The 13891-nt window shown below is 68.9% G+C and carries 12 protein-coding genes; 5 read left to right on the forward strand and 7 right to left on the reverse strand.

From position 1 onward, the window contains the following. Positions 1-57: 57 nt before the first annotated feature. Positions 58-489, reverse strand: coding sequence for a division/cell wall cluster transcriptional repressor MraZ (mraZ, locus tag ACIPV2_RS07410; protein ID WP_101186892.1), 432 nt, complete (start codon positions 487-489; stop codon positions 58-60). 277 nt (positions 490-766) lie between these two features. Beyond that, on the reverse strand, positions 767-1153 hold the full coding sequence (locus tag ACIPV2_RS07415) for a DUF3040 domain-containing protein (protein WP_400839776.1): 387 nt from the start codon (positions 1151-1153) through the stop codon (positions 767-769). A gap of 93 nt (positions 1154-1246) precedes the next feature. Here ACIPV2_RS07415 and ACIPV2_RS07420 point away from each other — a divergent pair, with 93 nt between their 5' ends. After that, positions 1247-2326, forward strand: coding sequence for a polyprenyl synthetase family protein (locus tag ACIPV2_RS07420; RefSeq protein ID WP_400839959.1), 1080 nt, complete (start codon positions 1247-1249; stop codon positions 2324-2326). Positions 2327-2362: 36 nt separating this feature from the next. Here the strand turns inward: ACIPV2_RS07420 and ACIPV2_RS07425 are convergent, their stop codons facing one another. Next, on the reverse strand, positions 2363-2707 hold the full coding sequence (locus tag ACIPV2_RS07425; RefSeq protein WP_400839778.1) for an Rv2175c family DNA-binding protein: 345 nt from the start codon (positions 2705-2707) through the stop codon (positions 2363-2365). A gap of 170 nt (positions 2708-2877) precedes the next feature. Here ACIPV2_RS07425 and ACIPV2_RS07430 point away from each other — a divergent pair, with 170 nt between their 5' ends. Then, positions 2878-4089, forward strand: a complete 1212-nt coding sequence (locus ACIPV2_RS07430) for a LysM peptidoglycan-binding domain-containing protein (RefSeq protein WP_400839780.1) — start codon at positions 2878-2880, stop codon at positions 4087-4089. Between the two features lie 82 nt (positions 4090-4171). Beyond that, a complete protein-coding gene (gene pknB / locus ACIPV2_RS07435) occupies positions 4172-6121 on the forward strand; it encodes a Stk1 family PASTA domain-containing Ser/Thr kinase (protein ID WP_400839782.1) in 1950 nt (649 codons plus the stop codon). 118 nt (positions 6122-6239) lie between these two features. Here the strand turns inward: pknB and ACIPV2_RS07440 are convergent, their stop codons facing one another. Together ACIPV2_RS07440 and ACIPV2_RS07445 are read right to left on the reverse strand one after the other, a co-directional pair. After that, positions 6240-7577, reverse strand: coding sequence for a class II 3-deoxy-7-phosphoheptulonate synthase (locus ACIPV2_RS07440; RefSeq protein ID WP_400839784.1), 1338 nt, complete (start codon positions 7575-7577; stop codon positions 6240-6242). 85 nt (positions 7578-7662) lie between these two features. Beyond that, complete coding sequence (locus ACIPV2_RS07445; protein ID WP_400839786.1) at positions 7663-8361, reverse strand: lysophospholipid acyltransferase family protein; 699 nt, start codon at positions 8359-8361, stop codon at positions 7663-7665. Positions 8362-8476: 115 nt separating this feature from the next. On the opposite strand from ACIPV2_RS07445, the gene ACIPV2_RS07450 reads away from it, so the two are divergent. Further along, the gene (locus ACIPV2_RS07450; protein WP_400839788.1) at positions 8477-10303 is read left to right on the forward strand and encodes an AMP-dependent synthetase/ligase; all 1827 of its coding nucleotides are present in this window, start codon (positions 8477-8479) and stop codon (positions 10301-10303) included. Positions 10304-10395: 92 nt separating this feature from the next. Here ACIPV2_RS07450 and def read toward each other — a convergent pair whose 3' ends face one another. Then, complete coding sequence (def, locus tag ACIPV2_RS07455; RefSeq protein WP_400839790.1) at positions 10396-10887, reverse strand: peptide deformylase; 492 nt, start codon at positions 10885-10887, stop codon at positions 10396-10398. Continuing rightward, positions 10884-12917 carry a MinD/ParA family protein gene (locus tag ACIPV2_RS07460; protein WP_400839792.1) on the reverse strand — a complete coding sequence of 678 codons (2034 nt, stop codon included), beginning with the start codon at positions 12915-12917 and terminating at the stop codon, positions 10884-10886. The genes def and ACIPV2_RS07460 overlap by 4 nt, the downstream gene beginning before the upstream one ends. A 141-nt stretch (positions 12918-13058) precedes the next feature. Between ACIPV2_RS07460 and ACIPV2_RS07465 the strand changes: the two genes are divergently transcribed. Beyond that, positions 13059-13871, forward strand: a complete 813-nt coding sequence (locus tag ACIPV2_RS07465; RefSeq protein WP_101186900.1) for a ParA family protein — start codon at positions 13059-13061, stop codon at positions 13869-13871. The last annotated feature ends 20 nt before the right edge of the window (positions 13872-13891 follow it).

The following is a 13891-nucleotide window of genomic DNA, read 5'->3' on the forward strand; positions in this document are numbered from 1 at the left end:
TCGACCCGGCACCGGGGAAGTGTGTCGGGGCGGAGCGGCGAGGCATCACAGCCGTGGTCAGAACAAGCCGGGAATCACCTCCTGTTCCAGATCGGCGTAGGTCTCTTCGTTGCTCTCGAGGTAGTCGTTCCAGGCGGCGGCGTCCCAGATCTCGGCGTGGGCGCCGACACCCGTGACGACCAGCTCCTTTTCCAGCCCCGCGTACTGCCTGAGGTGCGCGGGGATGGTGATGCGGTTCTGACTGTCGGGCATCTCGGCGCTCGCTCCGGAGAGGAACATGCGCAGAAAGCTGCGGGCCTGCTTGTCGGTGAGCGGAGCCTCGCGGATCCGCTCGTGCTTGGCCTCGAACTCGGCGGTGCTGAAGACGTACAGGCAGCGCTCCTGCCCGCGGGTGACCACGATGCCGCCGGCAAGGTCCTCGCGGAACTTCGCAGGAAGGATCACGCGGCCCTTGTCGTCGAGCTTCGGCGTGTGGGTACCCAGCAGCACTGGCCATCACCCCCTCTGCGTCCGGCCAACTCGAGGTGCGCACCACTTTACTCCACTTCACTCCACTTTCCTACGGTCAATCCTGACCGAACCGCCAGGGGAACCCGGAGATGTCGAGTACGAGGCCCGTCATTCCGCGGAATCAGGCGGGTGGGGCCATGTGGAGGGCCAGTGGAGGCCGAGTGGAGGGCAGCCGACGCAGGAACGTCGGAAGAGCATGAAAAAACCCGGATGCTCGGCATCCGGGTCATTCAGTGGGTGAGGTCGGCGGGTCAGCTCAGCGCTCGTCCTGACGCCGATCCCAGCGGTCGTTCATGCGATCCATGAACGAGGAGTCCCGCGTCTTCGCGCCGCGAGCCCTCGTCGGCGACCCGACGGGTGCGGTTCTGCGCACTGGTGTGAAAGCCAGGATCGCGCCGCCCAGCATGGCGAGGAAGGCGACCACACCGAGGATGATGCTGCCGATCGCACCGAGCCTCTCGCCCGCCGCGACGGCAGCGACGAGACCGCCGATGCCGGCGAGCAGCAGAAGCGCGCCGTAGACCAGGTTGCGGTAGCTGAGAGCACGGTCGCCGGAAGGCGCCGTGACGACATCCGCGTCGTGCTGAAGAAGATGGCGTTCCATCTCGTCGAGCATGCGCTGCTCTTGTTCTGAAAGAGGCATGTCCAACCCCCTCGGTTCGGTCAGCCAAGTCTACCCGCGTGCGAGGCGGTCGGCTAGCCGAGCGTCGCCGGATTGTCTGCATCTAGGCTGGGAATCGTGTCATCCTCCCTCGTCATCGACGCCGTCGCAGAGAGACTCGACTGCTTCGTGCAGAGCATCCGCTCGCGAAGCGCGGAATACGGTCCCGACGCTGAGCTGTTCCTGGACGCTGCTGTCACCACCCTGCAGGGCGGAAAGCGGCTCCGTGCGCGCTTCGCACACGCGGGCTGGCTCGCGGCGGCGGGCGCCAGCACGACGACGGATGCCGCCCTGTGGGGTCTCGGCGCGGCGCTGGAGGTCTTCCAGTCGGCAGCTCTCGTGCACGACGATCTGATCGACAACTCCGATACGCGCCGCGGGCGCCCGGCGTCTCACCGCGCGCTGGAGGCCGCCCATCGCGACGCCGGATGGCACGGCGATGCCGCGGCCTTCGGCCGCTCGACGGCAGTGCTGCTCGGCGACCTCCTCGTCGCCTGGAGCGACGACCTGCTCGAGGAGAGCCTCATCGGGCATCCGCATGCGGCGCCGACCCGCACCGAGTACGCCCGGATGCGACGGGACGTCACCGTCGGCCAGATGCTCGACGTGACGGAGGAGTCGGCATGGAGCGTGAACCCGCCCGCCTCTCTTCTCGAGCGCGCGCTGCGGGTGGCTTCTCTGAAGTCCGCGCGCTACAGCGTCGAGCAGCCGATCCTCCTCGGCGCGACTCTCGGGGGCGCCGACCAGCGGCTGCTGGTGCGGCTGCGAGCCTTCGGGCATCCGGTCGGCATGGCGTTCCAGCTGCGCGACGACATGCTCGGCGTCTTCGGAGACCCGGCGGTCACGGGCAAGCCGGCGGGCGACGACCTGCGCGAGGGCAAGCGCACGGCGCTCATCGCGATCGCGCGTGAGACTCTGCCGCCGGATGCCCGTGCGCACCTCGACGCGCGCATCGGCGACCCCGACCTCACCGCGGACGAGGTCGTTCAGCTTCAGGAGCTGATCCGCGAGACGGGCGCGGCAGATCGGGTCGAGCAGATGATCGCGGAGTACAGCGACGCCGCCGTGCGAGCTCTCCGCGATGCCGAGGTGGGTGCGACGGCATCTCAGGCCTTGCAGAGCGTGGCCGAGGCCGCGATCGCGCGATCGGCCTGAACCGGCGCTGCAGTCAGGGACTCGGACCGGCAGACCTCAGGCGAGAGTTCGCGCGACGCGACGGACCGCGCTCTTGTGCCCGGCGAGAAGCGCGGCGATCGGCGTGCGGCCGAGCGTCTCCTCCTCCGCGAGCAGCCAGTCGATGATCTCGTCGTCAGAGAACGAGGCGTCCTGCAGGGCCATGATCGTGCCGCGCAGCGACGAGAGCGGACGCCCGTCGACGATGAACACGGCCGGCACGGCGAATGCGCCGTTGCGACGCGAGCCGATCAGGTAGTGCTCGTCGAGCAGCCGACGCACGCGGCTGGGCGTCTCATCGAGCGCCTCCACGAGTTCGGGGATCGTCAGCCAGGCAGAGGGATCAGCAGCGTTCTCAGACACCCTCCCACTATCTCATCCGCGACGCGGCGCAGCACGTCAGACCACTCAGAACACTCCAGTCACAGACTCAACATCTGTTGACATCCGTTTACATGCGTGTCAGCGTTTCACTGGATCGAAGCGCGCTTCTGGGAATCGAGCGCCTCTGGGGACCACGGGAGAGAGACGACATGCACATCACCAATCCGCGCACCGCGACGATGCGGATCACCGCGCCGGCCGCCGTCGTCGGCACTCTGGCAGCGGCCCTGACCGCCGCACCCGCCGCTGCGGAGGAGATCCGCGCGACCGCGGTGGCGAGTCACACGCCGAGCATGCGCGCGCTCTCGTCCGTCGATCGCGCTCCGCACGCCGCCGTTCGGCCGGCCGTCGCTCTGCCCTCCGACTACACGATCCAGCCGGGCGACACGATCTCATCGGTGGCCGCACGACACGGTGTCGCCACCGCCGACCTGCTCGCCTGGAACGGGCTGGGCTGGCGATCGGTGATCTTCCCCGGCCAGACGCTGCACCTCTCCCCCGCGTCTGCACCGCAGAGCGCACCCGCCCCGGCGACTCCCGCCGCTCCCGCGACGTCGGCCTCGCACACGGTCGTCCGCGGCGACACGGTCTTCGGGATCGCGAAGAGATACGGCACGACGGTCTCGGCGATCATGTCGATCAACGGCCTGGGTGGCTCCGCCATGATCACACCGGGGCAGATCCTGCGCATCGCCGCGACCCCGGCGGCCGCCGCCCCGGCGACGCCGGCCCCCGCTCCGCCCGCCGCCGCCGCGCCGGCCGCGCACACCGTCGCCGCGGGCGACACGCTCTACGGGATCGCCCGGAAGTACGGCACCAGCGTGGGCGTCCTGCTGCAGGCGAACGGCCTCGGCGAGGGCAGCATCATCTATCCGGGGCAGGCCCTTCGACTGGCAGCACCGGCCCCGGCACCGACAGCGGCAACCACAGCGACGACCGAGCAGCGCTCGGCGGCGCTGGACGCCACCCAGGCCGCACACGCCGCTCACATCGTCCGGATCGGCCGCGAGCTCGGCGTGCCCGATCGCGGGATCGCGATCGCGCTCGCCACCGCGATGGTCGAGTCGTCGATGCGCAATCTCGACCACGGCGACCGCGACTCGCTGGGCCTCTTCCAGCAGCGTCCGAGCCAGGGCTGGGGCACGCCTGCGCAGGCGATGGATGCCGACCGCAGCATCCGCGTGTTCTACGGCGGGCCCGGCAACCCCAACGGCGCCACGACCCGCGGGCTGCTCGACATCCCCGGCTGGCAGGAGATGCCGTTCACGGTCGCGGCTCAGGCCGTGCAGGTGTCGGCCTATCCCGATCGATACGGGACGTGGGAGCTGCAGGCCACCCAATGGCTCGCCGCACTGCGATGACTCGCCCATCGTCACCGGATCGAAACCCGTCCAGGGTGCGCCGTTGCCTGTTCACCCGGCCTGTTCTTCATAGACTCGACCTGTGAACGCTCCGCAGGCCGACCCGCTCATCGGGCGGCTTGTCGACGGCCGGTACCGTGTTCGTGCGCGAATCGCGCGCGGCGGCATGGCGACCGTCTACGTGGCGACGGACATGCGCCTCGAACGGCGCATCGCGCTCAAGGTGATGCACGCGCATCTCAGTGACGACTCGGCGTTCCAGAGCCGTTTCATCCAGGAGGCCCGAGCCGCCGCGCGGCTCGCGGATCCGCATGTGGTGAACGTGTTCGATCAGGGTCAGGACGGCGAGCTCGCCTACCTGGTGATGGAGTACCTCCCCGGCATCACCCTGCGTGAGCTCATGCGCGAGCAGAAGCGGCTCACGATCACGCAGACGATCACGATCATGGACGCGATCCTCTCGGGTCTCGCCGCCGCTCACGGGGCCGGTATCGTGCACCGCGACGTGAAGCCCGAGAACGTGCTGCTGGCCGAGGACGGCCGCATCAAGATCGGGGACTTCGGACTCGCGCGGGCGACGACGGCGAACACGGCCACCGGCGCGCAGCTGCTCGGCACGATCGCCTATCTCGCCCCAGAACTCGTCACCCGCGGGACCGCCGACGCTCGCAGTGACATCTACGCCCTGGGCATCATGCTGTACGAGATGCTCGTCGGCGAGCAGCCGTACAAGGGCGAGCAGCCCATGCAGATCGCCTTCCAGCACGCCACCGAGCAGGTGCCACGGCCGAGCGCGCGCAACCCCTCCGTTCCGGAACGGCTCGACGAGCTGGTGCTGTGGGCCACTGAGAAGTCACCCGACGATCGTCCGCTCGACGCGAAAGCGATGCTCACGCGTCTGCGGGAGATCGAGCGCGAGATCGGCGTCGCACCCGCCCCGACCGCGACCGACGCGCCCTCGGGCGAGTACGACTCCGGCTCGGTCACGAAGATCCTGCCCGGCACGGCCCTGCTGCCGGCCCCGGTCGAGGACGTCGCGGAATCCGTCGACAACGCGACGCGGCTGCGTCGCCGCACGGCCCGTCGTCGTTCGACCGGCACGGCGCTGCTCACCGTCGTGCTGCTGCTCGCGGTGCTCGCGGGCGGCATCGGATGGTGGTTCGGATCGGGCCCCGGCTCGCTCATCGCCGTTCCGTCGGTCGCGGGCCAGACCTACGAGGATGCCGCTGCCGCCGTCACGGCGGAGGGCCTGATTCCCGAGAGGGCCGAGCAGTCGTCGATCGACGTCGATGCGGGGCTCATCATCGAGTCCGCGCCCGGCGAGGGAGAGCGGGTCGAGAAGGACAGCACGGTGACGCTCGTCGTCTCCACCGGCCCCGCCGAGCACGAGCTGCCGGCACTGCGCGACAAGAGCGCCGACGAGGTGCGGAGCCTGCTCGCCGAGAACCGCGTGAACGTCTCGGATGACGTCGAGGAGTACTTCGACGAGCTCGACAAGGGTCTCGTGCTCAATGTGCGCATCACGCCGCGTGACCAGGGCGAGGCGTACGGCTGCGCCGACGGCTGCACCGTGTTCGAGGACGACACAGCTCTCATCCAGCTCTCACTCGGACCTGTGCCCGAGGTCACCGGTCGACCACTCGACGAGGCGGTGCGCGAGCTCGAGGACGCAGACCTGAAGGTCGCCGATGAGCGCCCCGAGGACTGGAGCGAGTCGGTCGCCAAGGGATCGGTCATCTCGCAGAGCGCCGAGCGTCCCGACGGCGGTCCCTGGCGCCGTGGCGACACCGTGACCCTGACCGTCTCGAAGGGTCCGCAGCCGCTGCCCATCCCCGACGTCAAGGGCAAGACGGTCCGCCAGGCGGTCGATGCGCTGAAGGGCGCCGGCTTCAAGGTGAATCCCACGATCGAGGACATCGAGCTGCCGCTGGGCGGCAAGTACTGGGACGTCTACAAGGTGTGCAGCTATGACCCGAACGGCAGCGCAGCGCGCGGCACGACGGTCACGCTCACCCCAGGGTTCTTCTGCTGATAGCGCTCTTCTGCTGACAGCGCTCTTCTGCTGATTCGGCATCGCCCGCATGACGAGAGCGGCCGCCCGGTGATCCGGACGACCGCTCTCGTATGTGCGATCGAGGTCGCCGGAGAGCTCAGCGCTTCTCGAGCTCCTCCGCGACGAGGAAGGCGAGTTCGAGGCTCTGCATGTGGTTCAGGCGGGGGTCGCACAGGCTCTCGTAGCGGGTCGCGAGGCCCGCCTCATCGATCTGCTCCGAGCCGCCGAGGCACTCGGTGACGTCGTCGCCGGTCAGCTCGACATGGATGCCACCGGGGAAGGTGCCCACCGCGCGGTGAGCCTCGAAGAAGCCGCGGACCTCGTCGACGACGTCGTCGAAGCGTCGCGTCTTGTAGCCGCTGGGCGTGGTGATGCCGTTGCCGTGCATGGGGTCGGTGACCCAGAGCGGCGCGGCACCGGAGTCCTTCACCGCCTCGAGCAGCGGAGGAAGGGCATCCCGGATCTTCCCCGAGCCCATCCGAGTGATGAACGTGAGCCGACCCGGCTCGCGGTCCGGGTCGAGCTTGTCGATCAGCGCGAGCGCCGTCTCGGGAGTCGTCGTCGGACCGAGCTTGACCCCGATGGGGTTGCGGATTCGCGAGAAGTAGTCGACGTGCGCACCATCCAGCTCACGGGTGCGCTCCCCCACCCACAGGAAGTGCGCCGAGGTGTTGTAGGGAGTTCCGGTGCGCGAGTCGATGCGCGTCATCGGGCTCTCGTAGTCCATCAGCAGGCCCTCGTGACCCGTGAAGAACTCGACGCGCCTGAGCTCTTCGAAGTCGGCGCCGGCCGCCTCCATGAACTTGATGGCGCGATCGATCTCGGCCGCCATGCGCTCGTAGCGCTGGTTGGCGGGGTTCTGCGCAAAGCCCTTGTTCCACGAGTGCACCTCGCGCAGGTCGGCGAAGCCGCCCTGCGTGAACGCGCGGATGAGGTTCAGCGTCGACGCGGCCATGTGGTAGCCCTGCAGCAGGCGACCGGGGTCGGGCTGCCGGGAGTTCTCGGTGAAGTCGTAGCCGTTGACGATGTCGCCGCGGTAGGCGGGCAGCGTGACGTCGCCCCGGGTCTCGGTGTCGCTCGAACGCGGCTTGGCGAACTGACCCGCCATGCGCCCCATCTTCACGACCGGCATCGAAGCGCCGTACGTGAGCACGACCGCCATCTGCAGCACCGTCTTGATCCGGTTGCGGATCTGGTCCGCCGTGGCCCCGGCGAAGGTCTCGGCGCAGTCGCCGCCCTGCAGCAGGAAGGCGTGTCCGGATGCCGCGCGGGCGAGCCGCGCGCGGAGATTGTCGACCTCACCCGCGAACACGAGCGGCGGAAGAGCGGCCAGCTGAGTCGACACCTCGGCGGTGCGCTCGGCATCGGGCCACTGCGGCTGCTGCTTGATGGGAAGGGATCGCCACGCGTCGAGTTCGGAGTGCGAGGGAAGCATGTGCTCAAGCTTAGTGTCCGCTCACAGCGCCGATCGGCGCTGTGACGGGACGACCAAGCCGCGACGATGGAGTCGGTTGCGGCGGTCAGGGGCGACCGGGTGCACCGGCGGGCAGGCGGTCCTTCACGGTGGATGCGTACACGTCGTCGTACCGCTGGGCGCCCAGGCGCTGCAACGCGATCATGATCTCGTCGGTGACCGCTCTGAGGATGTAACGGTCGTTCTCCATGCCCTCGTAGCGCGAGAAGTCGAGCGGCTCGCCGATGACGATTCCCACGCGCATGATGTTCGGCACGCGCTGGCCGATCGGCATGGCGGTGTCGGTGTCGACCATGACCACCGGGATCACCGGGACCTTCGCCTCCAGTGCCATGCGCGCGATCCCGGTGCGCCCTCGGTAGAGCCGGCCGTCGGGACTTCGCGTGCCCTCCGGGTAGATGCCGAGCAGGTCGCCGCGGCCCAGGATCTGCAGGCCCGTGTTCAGGGATGCCTCGGAGGCCTTTCCTCCTGAGCGGTCGATGGGGATCTGACCGGTGCCCTTCATGAAGATCCTGGTCGCCCAGCCCTTCGGCCCTCGGCCGGTGAAGTAGTCGCTCTTGGCGAGGAAGGACATGGGCCGGTCGATGAGCAGCGGCAGGAAGATCGAGTCGGCGAAAGACAGATGATTGCTCGCCAGAATGGCCGCACCGCTGGTGGGGACGTTGTCTCGCCCCACGATCCAGGGTCGGAAGATCGCCTTGACCAGCGGACCGATCGCGATGTACTTCATCAGCCAGTAGAACATCGTGGGCAGTCTAGCGCCGAGGCGGCATCGGCGACCGAGTTTCTTCCAAGTTGCGACTGGGTCTCATGCCATAGACTTCAGGGATACCCGTCCGTTCGGTGCCGAAGGAGCTGCCGTGGCCCAGTTCGAAGTCCCCGCAATCGTCCCTGCCGACCCGGAGGGGAACGTCAGCGATCTGCTCGCCGAACGGGTGAAGAAGACCCCTGATCTCGCCCTGTTCAGCGTGCCCGAGGGCAGCGGATGGCGCGACATCTCGGCGAAGGACTTCGAGACTGCGGTCATCGCTCTCGCCAAGGGCTTCGTGGCCGCCGGCATCCAGCCCGGCGAGAAGGTCGGCTTCATCGCCAAGACGACCTACGACTGGACGCTCGTCGACTTCGCGCTGTTCTATGCCGGAGCCGTGATGGTGCCCGTCTATGAGACGAGCTCCCCCGCGCAGATCCAGTGGATCATGGAGGACTCCGGAGCGACCGCCCTCATCGTCGAGTCCGCCGAGCACTTCACCCGCGCCGACGAGGTGCGCGGCGACCTGCCTCTCGTGCGCGAGGTGTGGCAGCTGCACCTGGGCGCGATCGACACCCTCACCGCACGCGGCGCGGCGGTGGACGACGCGGAGATCGAGCGCCGCCGGGGCATCGCGGTGGGCTCCGACATCGCCACACTGATCTACACCTCCGGCTCGACCGGGCGTCCGAAGGGCTGCGTCCTGACGCACAGCAACTTCGTCGAGCTCTCGCGCAACTCCGGGAAGGCGCTCGACGAGGTCGTCTCGGCGCCGGGCGCCTCGACCCTGCTGTTCATCACGACTGCGCACGTGTTCGCACGGTTCATCTCGATCCTCTCCGTGCATGCGGGCGTGCGCACGGGACACCAGCCAGACACGAAGCAGCTGCTCCCGGCGCTCGGGTCGTTCAAGCCGACCTTCCTGCTGGCGGTGCCGCGCGTGTTCGAGAAGGTCTACAACTCCGCCGAGCAGAAGGCGGAGGCAGGCGGCAAGGGCAAGATCTTCCGCGCGGCGGCCGCAGCGGCGATCGAGCACTCCACCCTTCTCGAGGAGGGCAAGCCGATCCCCTTCGGGCTGCGGATGAAGTTCGCGCTCTTCAACAAGCTGGTCTACAGCAAGCTGCGTGAGGCGATGGGTGGCAACGTGTCGTACGCGGTGTCGGGTTCCGCCCCGCTCGGTGCGCGCCTCGGTCACTTCTTCCACAGCCTCGGCATCGTGATCCTGGAGGGTTACGGCCTGACCGAGACGACCGCGCCCGCGACGGTCAACCTCGCGCACAAGTCGAAGATCGGCACGGTGGGGCCCGCCCTTCCCGGAGTCGGGGTGCGCCTCGCCGATGACGGCGAGATCGAGGTCAAGGGCATCAACGTCTTCAAGGAGTACTGGAACAACCCCGAGGCCACCGAGGCGGCATTCGACGACGGCTGGTTCCGCACCGGCGATCTGGGCAGCTTCGACTCGGAGGGCTTCCTCACGATCACCGGTCGCAAGAAGGAGATCATCGTCACGGCGGGTGGCAAGAACGTCGCGCCGGCGATGCTCGAGGATCCGATCCGCTCGAACCCGATCGTCGGTCAGGTCGTCGTGCTCGGCGATCAGAAGCCGTTCATCTCGGCGCTGGTCACGCTCGACAGCGAGATGCTGCCGACGTGGCTGGCGAACAACGGCCTTCCGGCGGACATGTCGCTGAGCGAGGCGAGCCGCAACCCGGCCGTGCGTGACGAGGTGCAGCGCGCGGTGGATCGCGCCAACAAGACCGTCTCCCGCGCCGAGTCCATCCGCAAGTTCACGATCCTCCCGGTGGAGTGGACCGAGGCCAGCGGTCACCTGACCCCCAAGATGTCGATCAAGCGCAACGTCATCCTCGACGACTTCGCCGACGCGGTCGGCGAGCTCTACGACGCTCCGGTGCAGACGACCACCACGCCGCTCGGCTGACCTTCACACGTCGACGCCCCCTCTGGCTGTCCGCGCCCCCTCGGGGTGACGGAACCCAGAGGGGGCGTCGACGATGAGAGGGGGCCTCGACGTCAGAACCAGTCGCTCTCGCGCACCTGCCGCATAGCGAGCTTGCGGGTGTCACCCTCCAGGCGGCTCAGGTAGACCCGCCCGTCGAGGTGGTCGGTCTCGTGCTGCAGCGCCTGGGCAAGCAGACCGTCGCCCTCGAGCACGATCGGGTCGCCGTCGAGGTCGATGCCCTCGACGCGGGCCCACGGGTGCCGTGGAGTGTCGTGCCACAGGCCCGGCACAGACAGGCATCCCTCGCCCGTCGGCACGGGCTCGCCGCGCACTTCGGTGAGCACGGGGTTGATGACGTAGCCGATCTCGCCATCGACGTTGTAGCTGAAGGCGCGCAGGGCGAAGCCGATCTGGTTCGCGGCCACGCCTGCCCGTCCGGGCAGCTCGACGGTGTCGATCAGGTCGGCGATGAGCGCGCGCACGCCCTCGTCGATCTCGCCGATCGGTTCGCAGACGGTGCGCAGCACCGGGTCGCCGTAGAGGCGGATCTCCCGGACCGTCATCGGGCTGCCTTCGCTCGCAGGCCCTCGACGAGGGCTGCCGCCACTTCGCGAGCAGCCTGGCGGGTGGCGGGCTGCAGGCTGCCGAAATCGATCTCGCCGCCCCCGGCGATCTGCGAGTCGTACGGGATGCGGAGCACGTGCTTGGCGCGCGTCGAGAAGTGCGCTTCGAGCTCGCCCAGCCGCACGAGCGGCGCTCCGGGGTTCGACTGGTTCAGCACGACGATCGCCTCGCGGGCGAGTCCGGCATGCCCGTTCGTCTCGAGCCAGGTCAGGGTCTCGGATGCCAGGCGCGCCTCGTCGACGCTCAGGCCCGACACGATGATGAGCTGGTCGGCGAGGTCGAGCGTGGCGCCCATCACCGAGTGCACGATGCCGGTGCCGGAGTCGGTGAGCACCAGCGAGTAGTACTGCGCGGCGACCGTGGCCACATCGCGGTAGTCCGCGTCTCCGAACGCCTCCGCGATGCGCGGGTCGGCATCGGACGCGAGCACGTCGAGGCGGGTCTCGTCGCGGGCGACGAGTGCAGACACGTCGTGGAAGCCGCGGATGTCGTGCTGCGCGCGCACGAGGTCGCGGACCGACTTCGTGTGCGAGCCGACCACGCGCTCGGCGAGGGTGCCGCGGTCGGGATTGGCGTCGACGGCGATGACGCGGTCGTCGCGGGCGTCGGCCAGCGCCATGCCGAGCAGCGCGGTGACGGTGGTCTTGCCCACGCCGCCCTTGCGCGAGAGCACGGGCACGAAGCGGGCGGTGCCGGCGAGCGGAGCGGCGATGCGAGCGCTGAGCTGCTTGCGCTCACGCGCCTTGCGGCTGTCGCCGACGTTGATGCGGCCACCGGAGATCGAGTAGAGCAGGTGGCTCCAGGCGCCCTCGGGCTCGGGTCTGGTCATCCGGGCAGGGTCGAGCAGTCGGTCTGCCGTGAGCAGGTCGGCGGTCTCGCTGGTCGCAGCGGATCCGAGGTCGTCGAGCCGCTTGGAGGTCAGCGCGACCTCAGCGGGTTGGGCGACCTCAGCGGGCTGCGCGACCACCGGCCGCGACTCGGGAGCAGGGTCGTGGGATGCCACAGGATCGGTCTCCTCTGCCGGTGCGGGAGGTAGCGGTGCATCGAGCCGAACCGCTGCGTGCTCTGACGCCGGAGCGCGGTCTACCGGACCGGTACCTCCCTGTTCGCGGGCCTGGTCGTCGACGGGACCCGCCTCGACGAGCCCGTCATCATCATCTTCCTCGTCGTCGTCGAGGTCGTGCTCGTGCTCTTCCTCGATGACGTCATCGAGATCGTCATCGGCGTCGTCGGCGTCGGCGTCGTAGGCTTCGTCGTCGTCTTCGGCGTGGTCGGCGGCGGCGGCATCGGCGGCGGCGTCGGCATCGTCGTCGGCTTCTTCGTCGTCGTCGTGATCGTCGTCGGCATAGCCGGCGTCGACGTCCTGGGGATCGTCATCGACGCCCTCGGCCTCGTCATCAGCGTCGACGTCCTCGGCATCGACCTGGATGACGGTCACGTGTGACTCGGCCGCGTCGAACTCGGCCTCCGGTTCCGGCGTCGGCACCTCCCCGGAGACGGACTCGTCGACCGTGTCAGCTCCGAGCGCGTCGAAGTCGGCGGCGACGTCCTCGGAATGAGCGGCATCGTCGATCAGCTCCGCGACGATCTCGACCTCGTCCTCGGCCGGCGCGTCGCTCGCATCCGGGTCGCTCAGTGGCTCCGGATCGGCGACCGGAAGGTCCTCGGCTGGCAGCTCGATGATGATGTCCGGCGCCTCCTGCTGGATGCGCGCGAGGAGTTCGGCGTCGGCGACAGCCGACGTGTCGATGATGAGATCAGTGACCACCGAGGCAGTCTCGGCGTCGACGACCCCATCGTCGACTGCCTCGTCGTCCGCTTCGTCGTCGTATCCGCCGGTGGGCAGGATGACCTCGACGTGCGCGGTGGAGCCGGTCAGCCCGATTCCCATCGTGTCCGACGACGGGCTGTCGTCGAGGACACCCAGCGAGTCGTCATCCTCGGGATCGACGTTGTTCTTCGGGTTCACGGTTCACTCCCAGCTCGCGCCCCTGTGGGCGCCCGACAAGGTTAGTGCTCCCGCCTGATCACGAGCAAAAGGGCACCCTCGCGCAAACGCACCGCCCGACGCTGAGCGCCGCCCGAAGGAGCGCACGGTAACGTGTAGGACGTGCACGTACTCAGCGTCAGCTCCCTCAAGGGAGGCGTCGGCAAGACGACCGTGACTCTCGGTCTCGCCTCCGCCGCCTTCGCCCGTGGCATCCGGACCCTCGTCGTCGACCTCGACCCCCAGTCCGACGTGTCCACCGGCATGGACCTCCAGATCGCCGGACGGCTGAACATCGCCGACGTCCTCGGCAATCCCAAGGAGAAGGTGGTGCGCCAGGCGATCACCACCAGCGGCTGGGCCAAGGTGCACCCCGGCACGATCGACGTGCTCATCGGCAGCCCGTCCGCCATCAACTTCGACGGCCCGCACCCCAGCGTCCGCGACGTCTGGAAGCTGGAAGAGGCGCTGGCGACCGTCGAGAGCGAGTACGACCTCGTGCTGATCGACTGCGCACCGTCGCTGAACGCCCTCACGCGCACGGCCTGGGCGGCCAGCGACCGCGTGATGGTCGTCACCGAGCCCGGTCTCTTCTCGGTCGCCGCGGCCGACCGCGCACTGCGCGCCATCGAGGAGATCCGTCGCGGTCTGTCCCCGCGCCTCCAGCCGCTGGGGATCGTCGTGAACCGCGTGCGCCCCCAGTCGATCGAGCACCAGTTCCGCATCAAGGAGCTGCGCGACATGTTCGGCCCGCTCGTGCTGTCACCTCAGCTGCCCGAGCGCACCTCCCTGCAGCAGGCGCAGGGTGCCGCCAAGCCCCTGCACATCTGGCCGGGCGACTCCGCTCAGGAGCTCGCCGCCGACTTCGACGCGCTGCTCGACCGGATCATCCGCACCGGCCGGGTGCCGGTGCCCGAGAGCGGCGCCACGGCCTGAGGGCCGCGCACGTGTGCATG

Source organism: Microbacterium sp. NPDC089987 (assembly GCF_044748505.1).
Lineage (GTDB): Bacteria > Actinomycetota > Actinomycetes > Actinomycetales > Microbacteriaceae > Microbacterium.